Here is a 25,200-nt window from a genome sequence, read left to right on the forward strand (position 1 = left end):
AGCACGTCATGGGCTCGGCTAACCGACCTGGCGATCGTCTGCGTCGGCTGCGGCCGGAGGGGTCGAACGGGGCAGGTGGAGGCGCTTGAGGGCGAGGGCGTTGACGGCGACGATGACGCTGGATCCGGACATGGACAGGGCGGCGATCTCGGGGCGGAGGATGAGGCCCGTGGCGGGCTCGAAGACGCCGGCGGCGATGGGCAGGGCGATGGCGTTGTAGCCGATGGCCCAGCCGAGGTTCTGGCGCATCTTGCGCACGGTGCCCCGGCCGATACGCAGGGCGGTGGGGACGTCGAGAGGGTCGGAGCGCATCAGGACGAGGTCGGCGGTCTCGATGGCGACGTCGGTGCCTGCGCCGATGGCGATGCCGAGGTCGGCCTGGGCGAGGGCGGGGGCGTCGTTGACTCCGTCGCCGACCATGGCGACCTTGCGGCCGCCGCGCTGGAGCTCTGCGATCGTGGCTGCCTTGTCGCCGGGCAGGACCTCGGCGATGACGGTGTCGATGCCCAACTGCTGCGCGATCCGCTCGGCGGTGGCCCGGTTGTCGCCGGTGAGCATGACGACCTCGACGCCGAGCGCGTGGAGTTCGCGTACGGCGGACGCGGAGGTCTCCCGCGGCGCGTCGGCGATGGCGATCAGGGCGGCGGCCAGGCCGTCGACGGCGGCGATGACGACGGTACGGCCGGTGGCTGCCAGCTCGTCCCGCCGGGCGGCGAGCGGACCGAGGAACACGCCCTCGCGTTCGGCCAGCCGGAGGTTGCCCACGGCGACCCGGTGGCCGTCCACCACGGCGGTCGCCCCGTGACCGGGCACGTTCTCGAACCGCCGGGCCCGCACCTGCTCCACGCCCCGCGATTCTGCGTGGCGCACGACCGCCTCGGCCAGCGGGTGCTCGGATTCCCGCTCGACCGCCGCGACCAGGCGCAGGACCTCGTATCCGTCACTGCCGGGTGCGGTGATCACCTCGGTGACCTCCGGTTCGCCCTTGGTGAGGGTGCCGGTCTTGTCCATGACCACGGTCTGGATGCCGGCGGACGCCTCCAGGGCCATCGCGTTCTTGAACAGGACCCCTCGCTTGGCTCCCAGCCCGGTGCCGACCATGATCGCGGTGGGAGTGGCCAGGCCGAGAGCGTCCGGGCAGGTGATGACGACCACGGTGATCGCGAACAGCATCGCGCTGCTGAAGGGCCGGTCGGTGGCCAGGAGCCAGACGGCGAGGGTGAGTCCTCCGCCGACGAGGGCGACGAAGACCAGCCAGAACGCGGCCCGGTCGGCGAGCCGCTGGCCGGGGGCCTTGGAGTTCTGGGCCTCCTGGACCAGCTTGACGATCTGGGCCAGTGCCGTGTCGGCGCCCACTTTGGTCGCCCGTATTCGGAGGGTTCCGTTGGTGTTCAGGGTGGCGCCGACTACGGCGGAGCCCGGTGCTTTGTGCACCGGCAGGCTCTCCCCGGTCACCGTCGACTCGTCGACCTCGCTCTCGCCGTCCTCCACGACCCCGTCCGTGGCGATCTTCGTCCCTGGGCGGACGAGCAGCAGGTCCCCGACGACCACCTCGGAGGTGGCGACTTCGACCGTTTCCCCGTCCCGCAGGACGAGCGCCTTGGGCGGGGCGAGGTCCAGCAGCGCACGGACGGCGTCGTTGGCGCCGCCGCGGGCGCGCATCTCGAACCAGTGGCCGAGCAGCACGAAGGACGCCAGTACGGTGGCGGCCTCGTAGAAGACCTCTCCGCCGCCCGTGAGCGTGATGACCAGGGAGTACAGCCAGCCCGCGCCGATGGCGACCGCGACCAGCACCATCATGTCCAGGGTCCGGGCGCGCAGGGCCCGGACGGCGCCGACGAAGAAGATCGAGCACGAGTAGAAGACCACCGGCAGGCTCAGCAGGAGCGCCCACACGTCCTGACGGAGCCCGAACGGCACGGGCACGTGCCAGCCGAAGACCTCCTCGCCGATCGGGGACCAGACCACGATCGGAATGGAGAAGACCAGCGCGACGAGGAAGCGGTTGCGCATGTCGGCCACCATGGCCGCCATCGACATCCCCGCATGGCCGCGATGGGCTCCGTGGCCCGTCTCCTTGTCAGGCGACGGTCCGCCCTCCGGCCCGTGCCCCGCGTGCGCGGACGGTACGGCTTCGGCCGCTTCCACCACTCCGGGCGGATCCGGCTCCTCCATCGGGTCGCAGATGTGGGACGGCACCGACTGGCCCGCGCAGTGGTAGCCGCACTCGGTGACCCAGCCGCGCAGCTCGGCCAAGGAGGTCCGGCGGGGGTCGAAGACGACCGTGGCCGACTGCGCGACCGCGTTCACCTCGACGTCCAGCACACCCGGCCGGCGGCCCGGCACGGCAGCGACGGTGTTTTGCTGAGTGGCCCGGACCATGCCCCGCACGTCCAGGACCACCGTGCTGCGCTCCTTGCCCCCGTCGCGCGGCTCGTGCTTCCGCGGGTGCCGCATGCCCGTTCACCTCCCCGATCCGACAGCGGGTCCACTCGGCCAGGGCGCCTACCAGGAGCCTGTGGCCGTCGCGACCGCCGCGCAAGGGCAGGGCAGGCGGTCGGAGAGCGGGCGGTGACCGGTTCGGGCCGGGGCCGTGCCGTATCGATTGCGGATCACGTGCTGCGCTGGTCGTGGGTGTCCCGGCGGAGCTGGTCGGTGTGGCGGGTGAGGGTGTCGATGCGTTCGGCGAGTGCGGCGTCCTCGGGCCGCAGGTGGGGCCGGGTGTCGGTCAGGGGGCGGACGAGGCGGGCGGTGTCGTTGTGGGCGAGGGCCTGGTTCAGGTCGTCGATGGCGCCTTCGGCGCCGGCGGGCAGGCCGGCCAGGGCGGTGATCTGGCCGGCGAGGCGGCGCAGGTCGGCGGCGTTGTCGCGGGCCCAGGTGTCCACGCTGCGGTCGGCGGCCCGGGTGTCGCGGGTGGCCTGGACGCGTTCCTCGCCGGTGCTTCCGGCTTTGCCGGGGCGCATCCGGAGGTAGCGGCGTTCTGCGGCCTGACGGCTGGCGACTCCGAGGGGGCCGGCGAGGTCGGCCCAGCTGGCGCCCTGGCCGCGGGCGTTCTCGATCAGGCCGGTTTCCCAGCCGACGAGCTGCTCGCGGACCTCGCGGAGCATCAGCAGCGCGGCCAGGGCCGGGTGCGGGCCCGCGGCCGGTGCCGCTGCCGACGTGCTTGTGGAGGCTTGCTGCGCGTCCTTGACGGCCTGGTTGATGGTCTCCAGTGCCGCGGCGGCGGCCAGGAATGTGACGGGTGCAGTCGGCTCTGCGGCCTCGGTCATGGCGGTCTCCGTGGTCTGTCATCCTCCAGATGACTGCTTGCTTGTCATCGTTTCGATGACATGTTACAACGGAAGCACGTTGAAGCGCATTGGCAGTTCCTGCCTGAACCAACTGGAGGTGTTTCGCGATGTTGATGCGCACCGACCCGTTCCGCGAGATGGACCGGATCGTCCAGCAGCTTTCGGGTACGTCGGGCACGTGGTCGAAGCCGTCCGTCATGCCCATGGACGCCTACCGCGACGGCGACGCGTACGTGATCGCCTTCGACCTGCCCGGTGTGAGCACTGAGGCGATCGACATCGACGTCGAGCGGAACATGCTGACCGTGAAGGCCGAGCGCCGGCCCGTGGAGAAGTCCGACGGCGTGCAGATGGAGCTCTCCGAGCGCCCTCTCGGTGTCTTCTCCCGTCAGATCATGCTGGCCGACACGCTCGACACCGAGCGCATCGAGGCCGACTACGACGCGGGTGTCCTGACCCTGCGGATCCCGATCGCCGAGCGCGCCAAGCCTCGGAAGATCGCCATCGGCGGCGAGGCGGGCCGCAAGCAGATCTCCGGCTGATCCGGCCGGTACCTGCGGCGGAGGACGGGGAACCCGATCCCCCTCCGGCACCCCGTCCTCCGCACCCCTTGGCCCCTTTCACCCCTCCCATGAAGGAGGTGACGTGAGATGTCGATGCGCCGGGAAGCGTTCCTGGACCACGTCCAGGAGCGCGGCGAGTACCGGACCCGGGAAGAAGTCGAACGCGCAGCCCGCGTCGTCCTCGCCCTGCTGGGCGCCCACCTGGTCGGCACCGTGCGGGCCGAGCTCGCCGCCCGGCTCCCCGAGACCTACGCCCTGATCCTCCTCAACCCCCTGCAGGCCGCGGAGCCGCTCTCCCCCGAACGCTTCGTCCGCGCGACCGCAGCCTGGATCGAAGGCGCCACCGAGACGACGGCCCTGTGGGACATCGGCGCAGTCCTCTCCACCGTGGCCGCCGCAGCCGGAGACATCCTCATCCGGGACGTCCTGCTCCAGCTCCCGCCCGGCTACGACCTCCTCTTCGGCCACCCCCAGCCCACCTGACCGGCCGACACCATCGGCCGGACACCGAATCATCGACGAGAAAGGCAACCGCAGCACCATGTACGACCAGCCTCGACCGCACCAGGCCCACCCCGCCATGACGTTCGAGCAGATGCTGGAACGCGTGCGCTACGAAGGCGCCTACCCCACCCGCGAACGCGCAGAAGAAGCCGTCCGCACCGTCCTGGCCGCCCTCGGCCGCCAGCTCGTCGGAGACGAACGCGTCGACCTCGCCCAGGCCTTGCCCGTCGAAGCCGCCCTGGCCCTGACCGCCCAGATCCCCGCCACCGAACGGCTCACCGGCTGGAGCTTCATCAAGGACATGGCCGCCCGCGCCGGCACCAGCCCGGCGGTCGCCCGCTGGGACACCGGCGCCGTACTCGCCGTCGTCACCCGCCTCACCGGCCCCGACCTCCTCACCCGCATCCTCCACCAACTCCCCACCGGCTACGCACTCCTCTTCGGCCAGACGGAACTGCGCCAGCCGCAGCCCGCAGCGTGATGCGGTAGTTGCGGGAAGGCTCGGGACTGCACCCGGGGCCGGCTCTCAAGGCCGCAGGTGCCGCTAGGTGAACTCCGGCGTTGCGTAGGGGCCGTCCTGCGGAGTCCCGTGCGGTGCGGTGGTGTCGGCGCCCGGGATGTGTCCGGCGTGGGTTCCGGCGTCGTCGACGGGGTTGTGGTCCAACTCCGCTTCCGTCGGCAGCTGCCAGAAGTGGCGAGCATCGGCAGAGACGGCGTACACCGCGGCGAACCGCGTGGAAGCCGGCGCCGTGAGCGCGGCTTTGACGTAGCCGAAGGTGTCGCGTGGACTCAGCCGCCTCGCCAGGTGGCGGGGCTCGGTGGGTGCCTGCTCGCAACTGCCGATGCGCAGGCAGGTGACGGACAGCCCGAACTGGCCCGGTGAGGCGCTGCGTCGGGTGCAAGCCGGTCACGCGGTTGCTGCTGGCCAGGACCACTCGCCCGATTCCCGTTCGGCGCCTCCAGGTGCAGCGGCACGCGGTCGAGAAGGCGCACCCTGGCCGCCTCGCGCCGCAGGGCTTGCCGCACCACTGAGCCGATGTTCCCTGCCGCACCGGTGACGGCCACCGCTCCCAGAACCGTCGCGACTTCCCCCTCAACAACTCGAAACCCTGTGCCCCCCAAGCCGTGATCCTCCCACCGGAGGGTCCTGCGCGGCAGCGTTGCTCCGGCGGCTCACCGACCTCGTGTGGGTCAGCCGACGGATTCGACGGCGTTCAAGGCGGCGTCGAGGCGGTGGGTGGCCTCGTCGGCGATGTCCTGGAGGGCGGGCAGGCCCGTCAGGGTGACCATGACGCCGGGGTCCAGTGCCTGGACGGCGGTGCGGTCGCCGTCGGCACGGACGACGACGTTGCAGGGCAGGAGCAGGCCGACGGCGCGGTCGGCGTCCAGAGCCTGACGGGCGAGGGGCGGGTTGCAGGCTCCGAGGATCAGGTAGTCCTCCATGTCGTGGCCGAGCTTGGCCTTCAGGGTGGCGGTGACGTCGATCTCGGTGAGGATGCCGAAACCCTGCGCGGCCAGGGCGTCGCGGACGGCGGCGACGGTGGTGGCGAAGTCGGTGCTGCAGTGGACGGTCCGGTCGTAGCGCATGGCGTCATCCCTTTCGCTGGGTGCGTGGACTGGAGGGGGCCGGGCAGGCGCCCCGTGCGGACGGGTTCTCCCTGGCGTAAAAATACCCCCGGGGGTACCCGTGCTAGGCTCGAAATATACCCCCGGGGGTAATTGCCCAGCCGAACGGAGCAACCACGTGTTCTTCATCGACACCGTCGAGACCGAGAGCCTCGGAAACCGCAGCTACCTGGCGGGAGGCGCGCGCACCGCAGTGGCCGTCGACCCGCCCCGCGACATCGACCGGGTCCTGGCAGCGGCCGCCGCGCGGGGAGTGCGGATCTCCCACGTGGTGGAGACCCACGTCCACAACGACTACGTCACCGGGGGCCTGGACCTGGCTCGCCTGACCGGCGCCGTCTACCTGGTGCCCGTCGCCGCCCGTGTCTCCTTCGCCCGCACGCCCGTCGCCGACGGCGACACGGTGAGCGTGGACGAGGACATCACACTGCGGGCGCTGGCCACCCCCGGCCACACTCCACACCACACCTCCTACGTCCTGGAAGACCGAGGGGCGGTGGCGGCGGTCTTCACCGGCGGTTCGCTGCTGATCGGCTCGGTGGGCCGCCCGGACCTGGTGGAACCCCGGCTGACCGAAGAGCTGGCCCGGGACCAGCACGCCTCCGCCCACCGCCTGGCCGCCGAGCTCCCCGACGAGACGCCCGTACTGCCCACCCACGGCTTCGGCAGCTTCTGCTCCTCCTCCCAGTCCGAGGGCGACGCCACCACCATCGGCAAGGAGAAGTCCGCCAACGACGCCCTCGTCAAGGACGTCGACTCGTTCGTCGCCGCCCTGCTGGCCGGCCTGGACGACGTACCCGCCTACTACACCCACATGGGTCCGGCCAACGCCGCCGGCCCCCGGCCGGTGGACCTGAGCGCACCGCCCCTGACCGACGCGGCGGGCATCGCGGAGCGTCTGGCCGCCGGGGAGTGGGTGGTGGACCTGCGTAACCGGGTCGCCTTCGCCGAAGGGCACGTCGCGGGATCGTTCAACTTCGAGGCGGAGGGGAAGATCGCCACCTACCTCGCGTGGATGATCCCCTGGGGCAAGCCCGTCACCCTCCTCGCCGAATCACCCGCCCAGCTCGCCGCCGCCCAGCGCGAACTGGTCCGCGTCGGCATCGACCGCCCGGCCGCGGCCGCCACCGGCACCCCCGGTGACTGGATACCCGCCGGCCACACCCCGCGTTCCTTCCCCCGTGCCACCTTCGCCGACCTCGCCGCCCAGGAGTCCGGCCCGGACGTGGTCCTGGACGTACGCCGCGACTCCGAACGCGCCCAGGGCTGGATCGAAGGCTCCGTTCACATTCCCGTCCACCACCTGCACCAGCGCCTGGCCGACGTCCCCGCCGGGACGGTGTGGGTGCACTGCGCGGGCGGAATGCGCGCGGCCATCGCGGCCTCCCTGCTGGATGCCGCAGGCCGCGACGTCGTCGCCGTTGACGACTCCTTCGACGCCGCCATGGAGGCAGGCCTCCCGCTGACGGCCGGCAGCTGAACCACCACCTCTCCCCGACCCCGAGAACCGGAAGGAAGCCGGATGTCCCTCTTTCGACGCGGCACCGCCCGCCTCACCCCGATCCAGGCCCACCAGCGCACCACCGGCGGCGCCGTCGTACTCCTCGACGTGCGCGAGCAGGCCGAGTGGAACACCGGACACGCCCCCGACGCCGTGCACGCCCCGCTCTCCCGCCTCGCGGCCGGCACCGCCCTGCCCGCTGCCGCCGAAGGGCGGCCCCTGGTGGTGGTCTGCCGCTCCGGGCACCGTTCGCAACAGGCCGCCAAGCTGCTGACCGGACGCGGCATCGAGGCCGTCGACGTCAAGGGCGGCATGAACGCCTGGGCAGCGGCCGGACTACCGGTCGTCGACGCGCGCGGAAGCAGCGGCCGGATAACGTGAGCACGCTCGTACTCGCCCTCGCCGCCGGAGCCGTCATCGGACTGGCCCTCGGGGCGCTTGGGGGAGGCGGCAGCGTCCTGGCCGTGCCCGCCCTGATCTACCTCCTCGACTTCACTCCGGCCGCCGCCACCACCGCGTCCCTCATCATCGTCACAGCCACCTCCGCCACCGCCCTCTACGCCCACGCGACCTCCGGCAACGTCCGGTGGAAGACCGGCGCCTTCTTCGCGGCGGCAGGTATCCTGCCCGCCGTCGCCGCTGCCACCCTCGCCGCCCGCCTGCCCGAGGCGGTGCTGACCGCGGCGTTCGCCGCCGTAGCGGCCCTCGCCGCACTCGCCATGTTCAGAACCCCTCCCACCGACCGGCAGCCCCAGCCCGTCCGGCCCGCGCGGGCCGCCGGAGCGGGCGCCGGACTCGGCACGATCACCGGCTTCCTGGGCGTCGGCGGGGGCTTCCTCGCCGTCCCCGCCCTCGTGGGCGCCCTGGGCCTGCGCATGCGCGCGGCGGTCGGCACCAGTCTCCTGGTCATCACCGTCAACTCCCTCGCCGCACTCGCAGCCCGCGCCGGCACCCACACCCCCCTGCACTGGGCGGTCATCGCCCCCTTCACCGGCGCAGCGATCCTCGGAGCCTGGGACGGCAAACGACTCGCCGCCAAGATCTCCGGAACCACACTCCAGCGGACCTTCGCGGGCGTACTCCTGGCTGTCGCCGCCTTCATGCTCGCCGACGTCATCCGCTGACCCGGCAACACGCCCCCTCCCCGGCCGCCATCACCGACACCCTCAGGGGTATTCGGCAGAACGGGCCGGCACCCCCACATGGATGGAACCCGCACCATGGCCCACCCCCGCACCCTCGACCCCCACCAGGCCAGCAGCCGCCTGCACGAACTGATCGTCTTGGACGTCCGCACCCCCGGCGAATACGCCACCGGCCACCTCCCGGGCGCCCTCAACATCCCCCTCGACCATCTCACCCGCGCCCTGCCCGACATTCGCGCGGCCGCCGCCCGCGGCGACATCCTCGTCGTCTGCGCCTCCGGCGCCCGCTCCGAGAACGCCTGCAACACCCTTGCCGACAACGGCATCACCACCGCCACGCTCGCCGGAGGCACCGGAGCGTGGGCCGCAGGAGGCCACACCCTCCACCACCCCCAGGGGGCCACCCGCACCACCTGGAGCATGGAACGCCAGGTCCGTCTCAGCGCCGGCGCCGTCGTCCTGACCGGCCTCGCGCTGGGCCGCCTGCGCCCCGCCTTCCGCCTCGCCTCCGCGGGCGTCGCGGGCGGCCTGGTCTTCTCCTCCCTCACCAACACCTGCGGCATGGCCGACCTCTTGGCCAAGCTCCCTCACAACCGCCCCCGCCAGGGCGACCTGGAGGCAACCCTCGCCGCCCTGCGCTACCGCTGACCTCAGGGGGAAGATACCCCCTGGGGTACCATGGGGTGAGAATGCAACAGCCCAGGAGGCACCGGTGAAGGTCGACGACGACGCAGTCAACGCAGTCCTCAACCGACTGCGCCGCGCCCAAGGCCAGCTGGCCGGCGTCATCGCCATGATCGAAGCCGGCCGCGACTGCAAGGACGTCGTCACTCAGCTCGCGGCGGTCTCCAAGGCCTTGGACCGCGCCGGCTTCAAGATCGTGGCCAGCGGCATGCGCCAGTGCATGACCGACGCCGGCGAGAACCAGGCCCCCATGACCGAGGAAGAACTCGAAAAGCTCTTCCTCGCCCTCGCCTGACCCGCCCCCGCACCGGAACGGCATCCTCACGATGGCCGACGTGGCACCACGGAATGGAACCAGCCGTGCCGCAACGTGCCAGTAGGTACGGTCAACAGTGCTTGACGGGGGATCCGTAGAAGTAGCCGAAACGTCGGGCCAGGCCACTGTACCCGCAGGTCAGGCGCTATGCGGGTACAGCAAGTGCCGAGTGGTTCCCAAGCTCACAGCCGGGGTTCGATTCCCGTCATCCGCTCGTGAACGAAGGCCAAAGTCGCAGACTTGGGCCTTCATGGTTTGACCTTCGCTCTTTGTCCCGGACCCGATGAGGACGGTCCGGGACAAAGGGCCCGTGTCGCGTCACCCGCTGCGGCGGACCCGCGCCCGCCCACGGAGCAGCACGCCGGCGCCTCCTGCTGATCGGCGGGGCCGTAGAAGTCGGACCCGAGACAACTTCCTCAACGTCCAGGCGACGCTCCGGTCGCTCGACACACGAAACAAACTGTCCGCGCCTGGCAGCGACGCGTGGTTCTAAGCTTACTGTCGTAGTTCCGCGCCCTCAGCGATTTCGACCTCTCCCCGATGACATGCTGTGTGGTGGCGACGTACGCCGTGCCACCATCCCCTTCCTCCGGTACTCGTCCACCTTTTCGATCTCTCGGGGTTTTGCGGATCCCTGCGCCACGCTCGCTCCCGTGGGCTTCCGGTTGTCAGCGGCGCTACGGTCCCCCCGTGTCTTTGCCGGGGCGGGCGACATGCGAGCGTGGGGTGCCAAGTTCTTCGCCGGGATGCCTTGGATCGTGGGCACCAGGTTCGGGGAGCAGCATGGAGGAAGAGCCCTCAACCGGCGCACGCCCCTGGCGGGCTCCGCTGAGGAGGGAGCCTTTCAGGATGGGTACACAAGAGCCGCTCCCCGGACAGGAGCGGGGCGGCCCGGCGGGGCTGTCACCGCCGGGTGGGCTGCTCGATCTGCTCAGTGTGGCCGCGATCGTGCTGGATACACGTGGGCGGATCGTGTTCTGGAGCCCGCAGGCCGATGAGGTGTTCGGGTACACCGCCGAGGAGGCCCTGGGCCAGTACGCGGCGCACCTGCTGGTCCACGAGGAGCACCAAGACCTCGTGGTCAAGTTGTTCGCCGAAGTGATGGGGACCGGCGCGAGCTGGGCCGGCGCGTTCCCGATCCGTTACAAGGACGGCAGCACGCGCCTGGTGGAGTTCCGCAATATGCGGCTGCTGGACTACCTCGGCGACACCTACGCCCTGGGTGTCGCCGCCGACCAGACCACGCTGCAACGGTTTGAGACCGACCTGGCTCTCTCCCAGCGCCTGGTGGCGCAGGCACCCATCGGCATCGCCCTCATGGACACCGATCTGCGATACCTGCTGGTGAACCCGGCTTTGGAGCGCATCAACGGCATCCCCGCCGCCGACCACATCGGCAAGCACCCCCGCGACATCCTGAGCCTTCTCGACGTGGAGACGATTGAGTCCGCTCTGCGCCAGGTGCTGATCACCGGCACACCGGTGATCGACCAGTACACCGTCGGCCGCACGCCGGCCGACCCGGACCACGACCACGCCTGGTCGGTGTCCTACTTCCGCATCGATGGCGCCAGCGGGCGGGTGATCGGCGTGGCGAACTCGGTGGTCGACGTCAGCGAACGCCACCAGGCAACCACCGAAGCCGATCGGGCCCGGCGCCGGCTCGCGGTGATCGCCGACGCCTCCGCCCGTGTCGGCACCAGCCTGGAGGTGGAGCGCACCGCGCAGGAGCTGGTCCACGTCGCCGTGCCCGACCTGGCCGACGTCGCGGCCGTCGACGTCCTCGACGACGTCCTCGCCTTCCGCCGCGCCACCCCATCCCGCGCCCTGGGCCCGGAAACGTTCCGGGCCCTCGCCGTGGCCGCCGCCTACCCGACACCCGCGATTACGGCCTCGCTGCCGGCCGGGAACCTGGCGGCGTACGGCGCGGACCGGCTGATCACCCGCTGCGTACACACCGGAGCGCCCGTCGTCGTGGCCCACGCCAGCGGCGACGACCTCACCCACATCGCCCGAGATGCCGACGCCGCTGCTGCCTTTGCGCAGGCCGGCGTGCACTCCTATCTGGCCGTGCCGCTGATCGCCCGCAACGAGGTCCTCGGCGCATTCGACCTGCTGCGCGCCCGAAACCCCCTGCCCTTCGATGAGGACGACGTCCTGCTCGCCTGGGAGATCGCAGCCCGGGCCGCCGTAGCCATCGACAACGCCCGCTGGCACCAGAGCGTCCGCAACACCGCAGAGACCCTCCAGCGCAGCCTCCTGCCGAGCCACCCACCTCCGCTCACGGGCCTTACCGTCGCTTCCCTCTATCAGCCCGCCCAGGCGACCAGCGAGGTGGGAGGCGACTGGTACGACGTCATCCCCCTGACCGGCGACAAGACCGCCCTGGTGGTCGGGGACGTCATGGGCAACGGCATCGACGCCGCCGCCACCATGGGCCGCCTGCGCACCGCCACCTGTGCCTTCACCGACCTCAATCTGGAACCCGACCAGGTGCTTCAACACCTCGACAAGATCACCTGCGGGCTCGAGCACTACATAGCCACCTGCATCTACGCCGTCTACGACCCCCGGTGCCGCATCGCCAACGCCGGACACCTGCCACCCGTCCTCGCCGCAATCGGCCGGCGTCCCCGCCTGCTCGATCTGCCCACCGGCGCACCCCTCGGCATCGGCGGCGTCCCCTTCCACACCACCGCCTTCGACCTGGGCCCCGGCGACCGGCTCGTCCTCTACACCGACGGCCTGGTCGAAACACGCCGCCACCCCATCGACGAGCGCCTGAACACCCTCCTGGACACCCTTGACGGACCGCGCCGCCCCCTGGACGACACCTGCCAGTGGCTCTTGAACTCACTGCGACACCCCGACGATCACGACGACGTGGCGATCCTCATCGCCCAAGCCATATGTGCACCGGCCGAGCGCCACGGCACCTGAGCGCGACTGGCTACTGGACGCTCCATGCTGCGTACAGACGCCACCACCCGCGCCCCCTTCACCGGGGCTGTGGCGCGAGCCTGTTCAACCTGCGGGTCATCTCCGCTCAGGCGACTTGGAAGCGTGAGGTTCGCGGCGCGGCTCCGGTGTCCACGGACCTGCGCCGCGATGCGGGCGTCGTCGTTGGGCGACGCCCGCATCGTGTCAGCCGACGGTCAGGGTGAGCCGCCGGTCTGGAACTGCAGGAACAGCCGCCACTTCCTGGCGGTGTCTGCCGAGCGTGCCATGCGCCGGGAGAGGTGGATCCCGACGCAGGCGGCCAGTGCCATGCCCCGGGACGTGTCACCCGCCTCCGATGCCACGTTCTCGCGTATGGAGCCCGCAGAAACCATGGGGACCGGCACCGCCGCCGCCATCGAGGCCGGCGATCTGACCCTGGGTACGCGTGCCGCCGGCGGAACACATTGCGCGGGCTCATCGTTATCTCGGATCCCCCAGGGGCAATTGCTCGCTCGTCGGGAAGGGATCGCCATGCACGGTTACGTGGCCCACAAGGACGATGCCCTCAAGCGGCTGCGCCGCATCGAGGGTCAGGTCTGCGGCCTGCAACGCCTGGTCGAGGAGGACGCCTAATACACCGACGTCCTCACCCAGGTCGGCGCCACCACCAAGGCACTGCAGTCCTTCGGGCTCACCATGCTGGAGGACCACATCCAGTCCTGTGTGGCCGACGCGATCGCCGGCGGCGGGGACCAGGCCAAGGGCCAGGTCGCCGAAGCCTCCCAGGCCATCGCCCGCATGGTCCGCTCCTGAGCGGCAGCGGCCCCGTACGGGAGGCTGTCAGCTTCGTCCAGCCCCGTTGTGCATGGCAGTGACCAGCCAGGAGCTGCTGCGCAGCCACACCGATCCCTCTGCCTCGTGACGGTGCAGAGTATCCGTCAGTGCCTGGCGCGCCTCCGCCTGCTGCGGCGGGGTGACCTGGCTGAGTAGATGGCGTCCCGGGCCGGAGTCCAGCAGGAACGCTGCGGCGTCGGCCGCGTCGGCGCCCCAGTGTCCCGGCACCTCGAGCCGCTGCACGTCGACTTCGCCGAACCCGCCCGCGGTGACCAGGGTGCGAATGTGCTCGGGGTCGGTGAGTGAGAACATGCCGGGGCCGCCGGGCTTACCGAAGCCGCCGAGCGGCAGGATGCCCTCCAGTGAGGCCAGCGCCTCAAGCCACTCGTTGGCTTCGGCTTCGGCGGCGCAGATGAAGGCCAGTCGGCCGCCGGGCCGCAGTGCGCGGTGGAGGTTGGCGAACGCGGCGACGGGGTCGGTGAAGAAGGTCATGCCGTACCGGCTGATGACCGCGTCGAATCCCTCAGCATCGAAAGCGTGGACCTGGGCGTCGCCTTGCACGAAGGAGACGTTCTCCACCCTTTCGCGCTGGGCGCACTCGCGGGCCCGCTCCAGCATGGGGCCGGACAGGTCCAGCCCGAGCGCCCGGCCCCGGACGGCGCGCTGGGCCGCGAGGAGGGTGCTGCGCCCGGCCCCGCAGCCGATGTCCAGCACGTGATCGCTTTCCGTGATGGCTGCGGCGTCCAGGAGGGGCTGGTTGAAGCCGTTGTTGATGGCGTCCCAGCGCTCCTGGCTGCGGGCCCACTGCTCGCCCTCGTAACCGTTCCACGCCTCGGCCTGTGCGGTGTTGGCGAATCGAGCCATGGGTGAACTCCGTCCCGCCGGGGCGCAGCGCGGCGCCCCGGCTCTAGTATGGGCAAGCGCCCAAACAGTATGGGCGTTCGCCCATACTCGCAACGGGCTTGATGAAAGGGGCTGTTGTGTCACCTCGTGGAGTGGCGATTCCGGACCTGCGCGAGCGGTTGTTCGCGGCGGCGGAGCGCGTAGTGGCCCGTGACGGTGCGGCGGGCCTCACGAGCCGGGCCGTCACCGCTGAGGCGGATTGCGGCAAGGGCGTCCTGCACACCCACTTCGCCGGCCTGGACGAGTTCGTCGCCGAACTGATTCTGGACCGGTTCGCGCGCAGTGCCCGCCAAGCCGCGGCGCTGCACGAGAAGGTGGGGCAGGCCACGGTCGCGGGGAATCTCCAGAGCGTTGTTCTCGCCTTGCTGGATGCCCTGCCCCCGGCAGTGGTGGGCCTGGCGCTGACACGCCCGGCGGCCGCGCTGCACACCCGGGAAGGCTTCCAGTCCGGAGCGCCTGCGTTCGACGCGATCCAGCACGCTTTCACCGCCTACCTGCAGGCGGAGCAGGTTGGCGGCCGGATGGCCTCGGACGCCGACACCGCCACCATCGCGCTAGCACTGGTCGGCACGATGCATCACCTGCTGATGACACGCGTTCCCGGCCGCGGTGAGGAGCCGGAAACGATCATCGGGCGGCTGCTGGCCGTACTGCTGGGTGGTGCCGAGCAGCCGCCGATGGAGTGACCTCGGAGTCAGTGCCCGTGCGCGTGCCCGTCGTCGTGGGACTGCTCAGACGGGGGAGTGGCGGGAGCCGTGCGGGCCGGAGCCGTCGGCTTGGACTGCGGGGTCGGCTGCGTGCTGCCGGTCACGGTCGGTTCCTCGTGGTGGGTCTCGCTCTCGCCGGCGCCGGTGCCGTGGCTGTGCCCGCCTGATTCCGGGGCCATGGAGGACGCGACGTAGCGCAGGCCGGCGAAGGCGGCGACGGCTGTGAGGAGGATGGCGAGTCCGGTCAGGCCGAAGATGCGTCGCCAGGAGGCGTCCTCGTCTTTGATCACGAAGGCGATGAAGGAGAGCAGGATGCCTGCGGGGATGAGGGTGGCGGCGCGGGTGGGGAAGTCCGAGAAGTGCTGGAGGCCGCCGCTGAGCATGCCGATGCCGAAGGAGAGCAGCAGAGAGGCGCCCATGATGCCCGCCACCTGCTTGAACGTCGCCTTGCGGCGGGTGAGCAGGAACTCGTTGAGCGCGGTCGCGGCGAGGAAGAGCAGGACGCCGTAGAGGGCGATGCGGGTGTAGCGGGCGGGGTCCAGGGGGTGGTGGACGACGGCGCCGCTGATCAGGCCGGCGCCGACGAAGTAGCCGACGTATCCGAGGTAGCGGGCCAGGAGCCTCTTGCGTCGGGAGCGGGCCTCGCGGATCTCGCTGCGGCCGGCTGACCGGGGTGCGGGGACGGGCGCGGCCGGGGCGCGGTCGGCGAGCTGGGTGGGCGTCATGGGGACTCCTTGCAGGCGTACGGGTGCAGCCCGGGCCGAGCCGACGACGGTCGCGTCGCGGTAGTGGCAGGAGCGGTTGCCGGAGGGCAGGCTGCACCGGGCCCGGCCCCGGTTCGGGGCGGGCAGGGTTACGTATGTGCGGGCAGCATGAGCTCACCGACGGCCTACGGAGGCGCCGGGAGCCGGGAGTGGTCTAGATGCGCAGGATTGCTGTGGTGCCTGGCGGTCGTGAGCCGCCCAGGGCCGGAGCGGGACCGTGATACCGGTCCGGGGACGCAGCGAGCACCGCCGGCAGGATCCGCGTAAGGGCGTGCTCGGTGGGAGGGATCAGCGTCGGCGGCTGCTGCGGCGCGCTGGTGGCGCACTCCTCGGCGGTGTGGGACGCGCCGTGTCCCTCGCCGTGATGGTCGTCCGGGGTGCTCTCGGCGAGCGCCGAATCCGTGGTGGAGGTGAGGAAGCCGGCGGCCGTGTCGGTGTGGCCGCGGACCCCGTCGAGGCTGACGCCGTGCGAGTAGAGGAAGGCGAACACCAGCATGGCCACCAGCAGCACACATCGCGGGCCCGCGAGAATGCGGGTCCGCAAGGTGGAGGTACGGGGCCGGGCGGTGTTCACGTCGCGATCCTATCCACGGCCCCGTGGCGGCCTGCGGGGCGGTCCCCGCAGGCTTCACTCCGATAGGTGATCTTGCGGCTGGCTCCGGGCAAGTCAGTGCCCTGGGTTCATGTGGCCCGGTTGGTGCACGGTATTCCACGGGCGTCCGCCGTCCTTGGACTCGTAGACGGCGTCGTTCGTGTCGGCGGCCAGCAGGTGGGCGGGGCTTGCCGCGGTCAGTACCGCGGGCTGTACACCGCCCGGGAGGCGGCCGCGTTCGCTCCAGGACCTGCCGTCGCCGCTGGCCACGACCTTGCCGTCGGCAGCGAGGGCGATCAGCTGGTCCGGGGCGGGCCGCTCTACGGCGGCCAGGGCCGGTGCGCCGGGGACCGGCTGGAAGGTGGCACCGCCGTCGGTGCTGTGCAGCAGTCCGTCGCGGGTGGTCGCCCACACCTCCTGGGGCGCCCCTGCGTGGGCGGCCAGGTCGCCGCCTGGGATCTTCGCGCGCCGTTCCCAGGTCGCGCCGCCGTCCTTGCTGGCCCAGATCTGCGAGGTCTGGCTGTCGAGGCCGTAGAGGGTCGGGCCGGCCTGCTGGAGGGAGTTGAAGCCGGCGTCCCCTCCGGCGGAGACGGTGGTCCAGGCCTGGCCGGTGTCCGCGCTGCGGATCAGGCCCAGCTGCGGTGAGGTCGCGGTGGGGTCGGTGGGGGAGGGGTGGCCGCTGGCGAGGAAGGTGCGCGGGTCGGTGACGGTGAAGCCCATCGTGTCCTGGTAGCGGTCGGCGATCCGTACGGCGCGGGTGGGGCCGAGGCGGAAGACGCGAGATGCCCGGCGGCGTAGAGGGTGCCGTCGGCGGGGGCGACGCCGAGACCGTGGAGGTGCCCGGTTCCCGGGACGGGATCGCCGGCCTTGGGCGCGGTGGCCTTGGGGCTTGTGGTCGAGCGGGCGGTCAGCAGCAGGCGCCGACCGCCACAGCGACCGCGGGTATCCGGAAGCGGATGGTCATGTGTGAGGTCCAGAACGATTGAGAAGGGACAGGCGGGCGGGTGCGGGCAGCCATCACCGGCTGCCCGCACCGAGGCGTGCTGAATCGCGTCAGCTCTTGTTGCCGAGGAGGGCGTTCATCCGGGCGATCTCCGCGCTCTGGGAGGTGATGATCGCTCCGGCCATCTCCTTGGCAGGCCCGTACTTCCCGTCGGACTGCTCGATCTTCGCCATGGCGACCGCGCCCTCGTGGTGCTTGACCATCATCTGGAGGAAGGCGGTGTCGAACGCCTTGCCGGACGAGGACTCCAGCTGCATCATCTCCTCGGCCGACATCATCCCGGACATGTCGTGCCCGCCGTGGCCTTGGCCCTCGGCCGGGACCTGCTCGCCCCAGGAGGTCAGCCAGCCGGACAGAGTCTTGATCTCCGGGTCCTGAGCCTTCTTGATCTCGGTGGCGAGCTTCTTCACCTCGGCCGACTCCGCGTGGGTCGCGGCGAGGCCGGCCATCTCGATGGCCTGACGGTGGTGGGGGATCATCCCCTGGGCGAAGGTGACGTCGGCCGCGTGGTGGTCGCCCTGCTGTGCCGGGGCGGATGTGGACGGCGAGGTGGTGCTGTGGCCGTTGTGGGCCGAACCGGCGTTGTCGCCGTTTCCGCCGCAGGAAGCGAGGACGAGGGCGGCGGTGGCGGCTGCTGCCACTGCGGTGGCGCGGCGGATCAGGGAACGCTTGGTGGTCATAGTGGTGCAACTCCTGCGGTGAAGGCGCGCGCGATGGGCGTGCCGGGGTAAGGGCTGGTCCGAGAGCTCGGGCTGCCCTATACGCGCAGGAGTTGCAGTTCGCTCAGTGACGGTGGCGCGCGTCCGCCAACCGCACTGCTCATGTCGATTCCGAGATCGAGGACCGGCGCGGCCGTAACGATGGTCAAGGCGGCGGCCGGAGAGTCCAGGACCGGGGTGCCCGCCGTGCCCGCGGCGGCGCAGGTCGCATCCGCGTGCTGGGCGTGCCCGCTGCCGCCGTCGCCGACCGGCTCGTCGGCACGCACCGCGGGGTCGAGCTTCATTGCGTGCTCGCCCGCCCCAGGAGTGCCGTGCCCGATGGCCGTCTCGTCGGCGGCCGCGCACCCGGGTGCGGCGGCGGAAGCCGGAACAGCACCCGGCCCCAGGCCGTGCATGGCCACGAGCCCGACCAGTACGGCCAAGACCAGCAGCAGGTGGGAGCGCAGCCCGAGGGGCGTCACCGCGCGCCTCGCCTGCTGATCCATAGCGGCATCGTAAGCGCCTCTTCCTCACGGTGCGAAGCCGGGCCGGGTTTCCTGCATCTTGGGAAATACCTGCAGGGGGTATACGGTTCATTTCATCGACAGATACCCCTTGGGGGTGGGAGCGGTCATGTCTACCGTCAATCCGCGTCGCTGGTGGGCCATGGGTCTCCCAGGGGGATCTGCAGTGGGTGTTCAACGCCTACGTCATCGCCTTCGGCGGACTGCTTCTTCTGGGGGGCCGCCTCTCCGACCTCCTCGGAGCCCGGAAGGTCTTCATGGTCGGCTGGAGCGTCCTGATCGCCGGCTCCGTGCTGGCTGCGGCCGCGACCACCGCTTGGGTGGAGGCCGCAGGTCGTGCGGTGCAGGGCGTGGGCGGCACGCTCATCGCACCTGCCTCCATGACCCTGTTGATGATGCTCTTCGGGTACGACCCCAAGGAGCTCGGGAAGGCCCTCGCCCTCTACGGCGCCGCCGTACCGGCCGGCGGTACGGCGGGTGTGTTCCTGGGCGGGGTGTTCACCGAGTGGGCCAGCTGGCCCTGGGTCTTCATCGTCTACGTCCCCATCGGCATCGCCACCTTGCTGGCCACGGGCTTCCTCCCGGCCGTCAGCGCCCGCCGCGGGGGCGGGGTGGACGTCCTCGGCGCGGCCGCCGTCACCGCCGGGCTTGCGCTCACCGTCTTCGCCGTCGTCCGCGCCCCCGAAGCCGGCTGGACCTCGGCCGCGACCCTCGTCGAACTCTTCTCGGGTCTGGTGCTGCTGACCCTATTCGTACTGATCCAGCGGGTCTCGAAGGCGCCGCTCATGCCGCTCGGCATCTGGCGCACCCCCGGCCTGGGCGTCTCCGACCTGGCCATGGCCCTGCTCGGGGCAGCCTGGATCCCGATGTGGTACTTCCTCAACCTCTACCTCCAGCAGGCGCTCGGCTACGGTGCCTTCGCCTCCGGAGCGGCGCTGCTGCCCATGACCGGTCTGCTGATGCTGCTCATGACCTCGCACATCGAGGCGGCGCAGGATCGTGCCGCTTCCGGGGTGGAGCAGCATCAGGCTGTACTCCCACGGCTTGTCCAGCCCTATTCGGAAGCGCAGGTCGAGACGGCAGGAGAGATCGGTCTGGACGGGTGTGCTGGCCTCGACGTGAAAGGGGGAGGACAGGCGACGTGGCGCATTCTTCTGCTTCCACCGGAACGGCAGGTGGAGGGCGCCTCCGACCTTGCCCCCGAGGATTTTTTCCGCCAGGGCGTCGATCATCACCTCGTCAGGGCCCATCCATCCCCCTCAGCGTCGAGGTGACGAACATAGACCCGGTAACCGCGTGATTCATAAGGCGGAGGATCAGCGTCTTGCGCCGAGCGGCGGCTACGACGCGAGGTCGATCCCGATCTCTGGCGGCTGCTGGAGCGTGTTGTGGACGGTGCAGTGCGAGGCGACGGCGAGAAGACCCGCGCGCCGCGTTTCGGGCATCTGCGGGGGCGGCTCGATCACCAGGCGCACTGCGGCCACCCTGGCGGGTCGGTCGGTGGCCATGGCGAACTCTGCCCGCACGGCCAGGCCGTCGCTCGACAGACCGTGGCGCAGCAGGTAGCGCCCCGCGTAGAAGGCGACGCACGTAGCCAAGGAGGCTGCGAACAGCTCGGTCGGCGTGGGCGCGGTGTCCGTCCCGCCCGCGTCCGTGGGCTGGTCGACACGGAAGCGGTGGCCGCGCACGTCGACCACATAGACATCGCCGTCGACGTGGGCGACATCGAGCCGGTGGGCAGCCTCCGGCAGCCGAGTACCAGACCTTCCCGGTGCAGTGTCGGTCATGGCCGTACCTCCGGTTCCGGTGGGTGCTGCCACTGTCGGCGATCCGTCGGCCTCGGGCATGGGTCCTTCGGGCAGCTGTCTGGCCCGGTCGGCCCCTCACGCCACCGAAGGCGGAGCGCGAAGCTGGATACCGCGCTCGGACGCTTCCGGTCGTTCCGCTCCGACGCGTCGAGGAGGAGGTACGACATGACTGTTCAGGTCACTGTGGGTCTGGACGGATCCTCCGAGAGTGTCGCCGCGGCCGCCTGGGCCGCACGCGAGGCCGTACGGCGCGAGGCCCCCCTGCGCATGGTCCACGTGGAGGAGTTGCCGGTCGCGCCCGCGATTCCCTACCCGATCGCCGCCTACGATGCGGAGCGGTCCACGGGACCGCTCCGCGACACGGCCGAGCAACTGAGCAAGGACCACCCGGGGCTTGAGGTGACGACCGAAGAGGTGCGTGGGCGCGCTCGCTCCCTGCTGAGTGCGGCCGCCGACGAGTCGGATCTCATGGTGCTCGGCTCCCGCGGGCTCGGAGGACTCGTTGGGTTCCAGGCCGGGTCTGTTTCTCTGGCCGTCGTTCGCCGCTCACACCGGCCGGTCGTGCTCGTACGCGCCGACCGGGCGGACGCCCCGGCCGCGGGAGAGGTGCCCGGACCGGCTGTCGGCGAGATCGTCGCGGGCGCCGACCTCCGACACTCGAACACGCCCGTGCTCGCCTTCGCGTTCCTGGAGGCGGCGCGTCGGGGCGTGAGGGTTCGCGTCGTGCACGGCTGGACTCTGCCCGGTCCGTCCGTGTACGCGATGGTGGCCGATCCAGGCATTGGCGAGACGGTCGGTGGCCACGTCGCATCCGCTCTGGCAGAACTGGTCCGGCCCTTGCGCAGGAGCTGACCGGACGTCCAAGTTGTCGAGGAAGCCGTCATCGGAGCCGCCGCGGTTCAGCTCGTGGACGCCTCGGAGGGCGCGGAACTCGTGGTGGTCGGGCGCCGCAGGCACCCGGCGCCGATGGGGCCCACATCGGTCACGTGCCGCACCGGTCGCCGTCGTGCCCTTCGGCTAGTCCCGAGATCCGGCGACGAGGGACAGGCAGGTGCGGCGAGACCCTGCTCAGCCGCGGCGGGCGGTCCGCACCTGTGGGCGGAGGGACCGGGCCACCTCCACGTCGAACGGTTCGGTGCTGGGGGTGAGCATCGCCGCGGCGGCCGTGGCCACCCCCAGCGCGCAGGCGCTGACGGGGTCCTCGCCGGCGGCCAGCCGCGTGGTGAGGGCGGCGACCATGCTGTCTCCCGCCCCGGCGTCGCTCAGGGGCTCACCGGGCAGCGGCGGTGCGTGGAGTTCGGTGTGGCCGTGCACGGTCGAGCACAGCGCGCCCAGCGCTCCGAGGGTGGTGACGGCGATCTCGGCGGCCCCCGTGGTGAGCAGGCGCTCGTTGAGGGCTCGGGCGTCGTCGAAGCCGCTGACGGGGTGGCCGGTCAGGGTCTCGGCCTCGGTTCGGTTGCACCTGAACAGGAACACGCCTGCGGCGAGCGCTGCCGGGAGCGCCGGCCCGGAGGTGTCGAGGATCAGCCGGGATCCGGCGTCCCCGACCCGGCGGGCGACGGCAGCGTAGTAGTCGTCCGGCAGCCCGGCGGGCAGGCTGCCGCTGGCGACGACGTACGAGGGACTGCCGGCCACGAACCGCTCCAGCACCTCCAGGCACCGCTCTCCCTCGTGCCGGTGCAGGCGCGGGCCGGGCGGCACGATGTGGAAACTGCGGCGCGATTGCGTCTCGAAGAGCACGAGCGCTTCGCGGGTGTCGTCGGCGATGTCGACGGCGACGTGGTCGATGCCCTCTTCGTCCAGCAGCCGGTTGACGCGCAGGCCGACCTCGCCTCCCGCGGTGTGGACGGCGGTGGCCCGTCCCCCGAACCGCACGACGTGACGGGCGACATTGATCCCTCCGCCCCCGACGGCCACCGACCTGACCCGCGCACGGTTCTTGCCGATGCCCTCCAGGCGATCGACCTCCCAGCAGAGATCGACCGCAGGATTCATCGTCAAGGTGAGGATCGACGGCCCGGAGGCACTCCCCGATCCCCCCGCACCGTCGGGAGTCTCGGCTGTGGAGGGGGACGGAGTCGCGGCCGTGTTCATCGCGGTGCCCTGGAGGCCGCGCTGGCGCCTACCCCGCGCACCACCTGCTGGGCACGGCCCCGCTCACGGCGGCCTGAGGAGACCGGGGCCTGATCCCACGCGCTGAGGTCAATCCCGAGCGTGGCCGCGCCCTGGGAGAGCTTCGAGTCCTGACGATCGTGCCGACCGTTGATCAGATGAGGCATTGCCATGCCCGCTGTCCTCTCGCGCTGGCTGCCGGATGCCGTTCTCAGCCTGGTGCTGTGGCTGCTCGGGCCTCGAGTACGGTGATCGTGAGCCCACCGTCGGCCAGGGACGCGCTGCTGTTCAGCCCTCACCCCCGAGGGGAGTACGGCCGGCACCCGAATAGGCCGGAACGGCGCATGACGTACCCGTGGCCCACCTGGGAACTGGTCCGTGCGGCCGAAGGTCTCGTCCAGCTCCACTGGCCCGGCGCCGCCCGGGCGAGATCAACGTATTCACCTCCGTGGACAGCGACACGTCCGACCCGGCTCCCATACTGGAACAGTCTGACGTCTCCTGCATTCCGGCTCTCGGCTGGGTCTGTTCCCCGGCTGGTAGTTCTGACGGGAGCATCGGGTAGCCGGTGACCGCTGCGGCATCCGGGCAAGATCCTGGTGAACTTTCGGACCGGTCTGGGGCGAGGCACCCTGGGACCGGGCAGGCAGCTCGGGTGGGCGCAGCGGCCATCGGCCGAATTCACCATCGACTCGTCGACCTCGCTCTCGCCCTGCTCCACGACCCCGTACGCGGCGATCTCCGCCCCTGGACGGACAAGAAGGGGCCGGGAGGGCGATGGCCCTCGGGCGGAGCGGCGGCGCGCGGGACGATGGGGACCTTTGGTCCCGATCGCGGTCCCGGGCGGCCCTCTCCCGAGCGCGTCGGCAGTGCCACCGTGAGTGGTGTCCCCCGTCGGCTTATCGGTTGGGAGGAACCGTGGAAAGCACCTTCCGCACCCCGGATACCAGTTCAGTGGTTGTTGGCGTCGACGGCTCGAACGCGGCACGTACGGCCGCCATGTGGGCAGCAGCAGAGGCCGCACGCCGCGACCGCCCCCTGCACATCGTCTACGGGGCCGACACCGACGGCAGGACCCTCTACCTGTCGGCGGAGATCATCGAACGGGTCCGCGCCAACGGCCGGGAACTCCTGGACGAAACGGCGAAGGCTGTTACCGACCAGTACCCAGGTCTGCGCGTGAGCACGGAGTTCAGCCGAGCCGACGCCGTCAGCACCCTCCACCGGGCCGGTGCCCTGCACGGCACCATCGTGGTGGGCAATCGCGGCGTCGGCGGATTCGACTCGCTCATGCTCGGCTCGGTCGGCCTGGACGTCGCGGCTGCCGCCATGACCCCGGTCGTCATTGTCCGGGGCCTCGACGGGGCCAAGGAGACCGGAACCGTCCTCGCCGCCATCCGTGACGAGCACGACCTCCTGTACGCCCGCTACGCCGCGTGCGAGGCCGTACTGCGCAAGGGATCGCTCCGACTCCTGCACGTCTGGAACATCCTGCAGTCCGTAGGCCTGGTTGTGAGCATGCTCGACGACGTCGACGAGATCGCGGCCACGCACGCGGAAGCCTTGCGTGCCGTCACCGACGCGGTCCGCGACGAGTTCCCCGACCTCGAGGTGCGGGCCGACGCCGAGAAGAGCATCTCCGTGGCCGGCGTCCTGGTCGAAGGTTCCCGCCGCGCCGACCTGCTCGTCATGGGCGGCCGCCGGGTCCCCGGCGCCCTCGGGATTACCCGCAGCCTGGGCAGGGCCACGCACAGCGTCCTGCACCACGCGCACTGCCCCGTCCTCCTCATTCCCCGGATGGGCAGCGACTTCGGGAGCAGGCCATGACCGGCCGCAAGGGCCGAGACATCGTCGTCGGGATCGACCCAGCCAGGGACTGGCATCTGCCCCTCGCCTGGGCCGCCGACGAGGCGCACCGCCGTCGGCTTCCCTTGCGCCTGGTGCTCGCGGTGGCGCCGCAGCACGACACCCACCACGTCGACGACACCCCGGGCCACATGGCCCTGCGACGGGCGGGAGCCGACAGGCTCGACCAGGCTCGCAACTGGGTAGACGCCCGTCACCCGGAGGTGGACGTCACCGGCGACCTGCTCCACGGGTTCCCCGTCCCTGTCCTGGGCAGGGTGGCCAAGGAGGCCCGGCTGGTCGTGCTCGGCTCGCGACACCTGAGCCGCACCGCGGAGTTCTTCAGCGCGGGCTCCATCGTGGTCCCCGTCAGCGCCCAGGCCAGTTGCCCGGTCGTCGTCGTGGGCGAGGGGGAGCACATCAGCCGGCAGCCGCCCTACGTGGCCGTCGGCCTCGACGGAAGCGCATCGGCCACGGCCGCGCTGACATTCGCCTTCGACGAGGCGGACCTGCGCGGAGCGGCGCTCCGGGTCGTCTGCGTGTGGCAACCAGCCCTGTTCATGCCGAACGACGAGGAAGTCGCCCTGCGAGCCCACCGCGCATTGCTTTCCGAGGCCACCGCCGGCCTGTCGGACAAGTACCCCGACGTGCACGTCACCCACGAGGCCATGACGGGCCACCCGGTCGAGGAACTGGCGCGGGCGGCCGAGCACGCGCCGGCCCTGGTGGTAGGCCGCCGGGGTCGCGGCGGATACACCGGAATGCGCCTCGGTTCCGTCGTCCACGGCCTCCTGCACCGTGCGCACTGCCCTGTGATCACCGTGCCGAGCGAATGACGCCG

At 71.1% G+C, this 25,200-nt stretch carries 25 protein-coding genes and 2 pseudogenes; 15 read left to right on the forward strand and 12 right to left on the reverse strand.

Annotated elements, in window-relative coordinates; translation table 11 throughout:
- Positions 1–18 precede the first annotated feature (18 nt).
- Entirely contained in the window at positions 19–2,457 is a 2,439-nt protein-coding gene (locus OG386_RS44565; RefSeq protein WP_328792965.1) for a heavy metal translocating P-type ATPase, read from the reverse strand.
- Between the two features lie 155 nt (positions 2,458–2,612).
- Positions 2,613–3,269, reverse strand: coding sequence for an HSP18 transcriptional regulator (locus OG386_RS44570; protein WP_328792966.1), 657 nt, complete (start codon positions 3,267–3,269; stop codon positions 2,613–2,615).
- Between the two features lie 128 nt (positions 3,270–3,397).
- Here OG386_RS44570 and OG386_RS44575 point away from each other — a divergent pair, with 128 nt between their 5' ends.
- From OG386_RS44575 to OG386_RS44585, 3 genes are all read left to right on the forward strand, one after another.
- On the forward strand, positions 3,398–3,832 hold the full coding sequence (locus OG386_RS44575) for an Hsp20/alpha crystallin family protein (RefSeq protein ID WP_073796625.1): 435 nt from the start codon (positions 3,398–3,400) through the stop codon (positions 3,830–3,832).
- Positions 3,833–3,940: 108 nt separating this feature from the next.
- Positions 3,941–4,336 (forward strand): DUF2267 domain-containing protein, encoded by a 396-nt coding sequence (locus tag OG386_RS44580; protein WP_328792967.1) that lies wholly within the window; start codon positions 3,941–3,943, stop codon positions 4,334–4,336.
- 58 nt (positions 4,337–4,394) lie between these two features.
- The gene (locus OG386_RS44585; RefSeq protein ID WP_328792968.1) at positions 4,395–4,838 is read left to right on the forward strand and encodes a DUF2267 domain-containing protein; all 444 of its coding nucleotides are present in this window, start codon (positions 4,395–4,397) and stop codon (positions 4,836–4,838) included.
- A 63-nt stretch (positions 4,839–4,901) separates the two neighbouring features.
- Here OG386_RS44585 and OG386_RS44590 read toward each other — a convergent pair whose 3' ends face one another.
- Both OG386_RS44590 and OG386_RS44595 read right to left on the reverse strand, forming a co-directional pair.
- Complete coding sequence (locus OG386_RS44590) at positions 4,902–5,078, reverse strand: hypothetical protein (protein ID WP_328792969.1); 177 nt, start codon at positions 5,076–5,078, stop codon at positions 4,902–4,904.
- 470 nt (positions 5,079–5,548) lie between these two features.
- Complete coding sequence (locus OG386_RS44595) at positions 5,549–5,944, reverse strand: DUF302 domain-containing protein (RefSeq protein ID WP_326747043.1); 396 nt, start codon at positions 5,942–5,944, stop codon at positions 5,549–5,551.
- A 157-nt stretch (positions 5,945–6,101) separates the two neighbouring features.
- Here OG386_RS44595 and OG386_RS44600 point away from each other — a divergent pair, with 157 nt between their 5' ends.
- The 7 genes and pseudogenes from OG386_RS44600 (at position 6,102) to OG386_RS44630 (ending at position 13,382) form a co-directional block, all read left to right on the forward strand.
- A complete protein-coding gene (locus tag OG386_RS44600; protein ID WP_328792970.1) occupies positions 6,102–7,463 on the forward strand; it encodes an MBL fold metallo-hydrolase in 1,362 nt (453 codons plus the stop codon).
- Between the two features lie 42 nt (positions 7,464–7,505).
- Positions 7,506–7,865 (forward strand): rhodanese-like domain-containing protein, encoded by a 360-nt coding sequence (locus OG386_RS44605; protein ID WP_328792971.1) that lies wholly within the window; start codon positions 7,506–7,508, stop codon positions 7,863–7,865.
- Positions 7,862–8,608, forward strand: coding sequence for a sulfite exporter TauE/SafE family protein (locus OG386_RS44610; RefSeq protein ID WP_328792972.1), 747 nt, complete (start codon positions 7,862–7,864; stop codon positions 8,606–8,608). The genes OG386_RS44605 and OG386_RS44610 overlap by 4 nt, the downstream gene beginning before the upstream one ends.
- A 96-nt stretch (positions 8,609–8,704) precedes the next feature.
- Complete coding sequence (locus OG386_RS44615; RefSeq protein ID WP_326747039.1) at positions 8,705–9,277, forward strand: rhodanese-like domain-containing protein; 573 nt, start codon at positions 8,705–8,707, stop codon at positions 9,275–9,277.
- Between the two features lie 64 nt (positions 9,278–9,341).
- Positions 9,342–9,608 (forward strand): metal-sensitive transcriptional regulator, encoded by a 267-nt coding sequence (locus OG386_RS44620; protein WP_280913761.1) that lies wholly within the window; start codon positions 9,342–9,344, stop codon positions 9,606–9,608.
- Between the two features lie 870 nt (positions 9,609–10,478).
- Entirely contained in the window at positions 10,479–12,569 is a 2,091-nt protein-coding gene (locus OG386_RS44625; protein ID WP_328792973.1) for a SpoIIE family protein phosphatase, read from the forward strand.
- Positions 12,570–13,100: 531 nt separating this feature from the next.
- Positions 13,101–13,382: pseudogene (locus OG386_RS44630) on the forward strand (metal-sensitive transcriptional regulator).
- A 27-nt stretch (positions 13,383–13,409) separates the two neighbouring features.
- Here the strand turns inward: OG386_RS44630 and OG386_RS44635 are convergent.
- Positions 13,410–14,267 (reverse strand): class I SAM-dependent methyltransferase, encoded by an 858-nt coding sequence (locus OG386_RS44635; RefSeq protein WP_328792974.1) that lies wholly within the window; start codon positions 14,265–14,267, stop codon positions 13,410–13,412.
- A gap of 116 nt (positions 14,268–14,383) precedes the next feature.
- Here OG386_RS44635 and OG386_RS44640 point away from each other — a divergent pair, with 116 nt between their 5' ends.
- Positions 14,384–14,992, forward strand: a complete 609-nt coding sequence (locus OG386_RS44640; RefSeq protein WP_328792975.1) for a TetR/AcrR family transcriptional regulator — start codon at positions 14,384–14,386, stop codon at positions 14,990–14,992.
- 8 nt (positions 14,993–15,000) lie between these two features.
- Here OG386_RS44640 and OG386_RS44645 read toward each other — a convergent pair whose 3' ends face one another.
- The 5 genes from OG386_RS44645 to OG386_RS44665 form a co-directional block, all read right to left on the reverse strand.
- Positions 15,001–15,738 carry a hypothetical protein gene (locus OG386_RS44645; RefSeq protein ID WP_328792976.1) on the reverse strand — a complete coding sequence of 246 codons (738 nt, stop codon included), beginning with the start codon at positions 15,736–15,738 and terminating at the stop codon, positions 15,001–15,003.
- 193 nt (positions 15,739–15,931) lie between these two features.
- Positions 15,932–16,351, reverse strand: a complete 420-nt coding sequence (locus OG386_RS44650; protein WP_326747034.1) for a hypothetical protein — start codon at positions 16,349–16,351, stop codon at positions 15,932–15,934.
- A gap of 93 nt (positions 16,352–16,444) precedes the next feature.
- Complete coding sequence (locus OG386_RS44655) at positions 16,445–17,089, reverse strand: WD40/YVTN/BNR-like repeat-containing protein (protein WP_328792977.1); 645 nt, start codon at positions 17,087–17,089, stop codon at positions 16,445–16,447.
- Positions 17,090–17,422: 333 nt separating this feature from the next.
- Entirely contained in the window at positions 17,423–18,052 is a 630-nt protein-coding gene (locus OG386_RS44660; protein ID WP_326747032.1) for a DUF305 domain-containing protein, read from the reverse strand.
- Positions 18,053–18,129: 77 nt separating this feature from the next.
- The gene (locus OG386_RS44665) at positions 18,130–18,576 is read right to left on the reverse strand and encodes a DUF6153 family protein (protein ID WP_326747031.1); all 447 of its coding nucleotides are present in this window, start codon (positions 18,574–18,576) and stop codon (positions 18,130–18,132) included.
- Between the two features lie 127 nt (positions 18,577–18,703).
- On the opposite strand from OG386_RS44665, the pseudogene OG386_RS44670 reads away from it, so the two are divergent.
- A pseudogene (locus OG386_RS44670) lies at positions 18,704–19,571 on the forward strand (MFS transporter); the annotation flags it as partial.
- 363 nt (positions 19,572–19,934) lie between these two features.
- Here OG386_RS44670 and OG386_RS44675 read toward each other — a convergent pair.
- Positions 19,935–20,381 (reverse strand): OsmC family protein, encoded by a 447-nt coding sequence (locus tag OG386_RS44675; protein ID WP_326747030.1) that lies wholly within the window; start codon positions 20,379–20,381, stop codon positions 19,935–19,937.
- Between the two features lie 186 nt (positions 20,382–20,567).
- Between OG386_RS44675 and OG386_RS44680 the strand changes: the two genes are divergently transcribed.
- Positions 20,568–21,254, forward strand: coding sequence for a universal stress protein (locus OG386_RS44680; RefSeq protein WP_326747029.1), 687 nt, complete (start codon positions 20,568–20,570; stop codon positions 21,252–21,254).
- A 216-nt stretch (positions 21,255–21,470) separates the two neighbouring features.
- Here OG386_RS44680 and OG386_RS44685 read toward each other — a convergent pair whose 3' ends face one another.
- A complete protein-coding gene (locus OG386_RS44685) occupies positions 21,471–22,496 on the reverse strand; it encodes a 1-phosphofructokinase family hexose kinase (RefSeq protein WP_328792978.1) in 1,026 nt (341 codons plus the stop codon).
- Positions 22,497–23,432: 936 nt separating this feature from the next.
- On the opposite strand from OG386_RS44685, the gene OG386_RS44690 reads away from it, so the two are divergent.
- Together OG386_RS44690 and OG386_RS44695 are read left to right on the forward strand one after the other, a co-directional pair.
- Positions 23,433–24,341 (forward strand): universal stress protein, encoded by a 909-nt coding sequence (locus OG386_RS44690; protein ID WP_328792979.1) that lies wholly within the window; start codon positions 23,433–23,435, stop codon positions 24,339–24,341.
- Complete coding sequence (locus tag OG386_RS44695) at positions 24,338–25,195, forward strand: universal stress protein (protein WP_328792980.1); 858 nt, start codon at positions 24,338–24,340, stop codon at positions 25,193–25,195. The genes OG386_RS44690 and OG386_RS44695 overlap by 4 nt, the downstream gene beginning before the upstream one ends.
- The last annotated feature ends 5 nt before the right edge of the window (positions 25,196–25,200 follow it).

It is taken from the genome of Streptomyces sp. NBC_00273, from assembly GCF_036178145.1.
Taxonomy (GTDB): domain Bacteria; phylum Actinomycetota; class Actinomycetes; order Streptomycetales; family Streptomycetaceae; genus Streptomyces.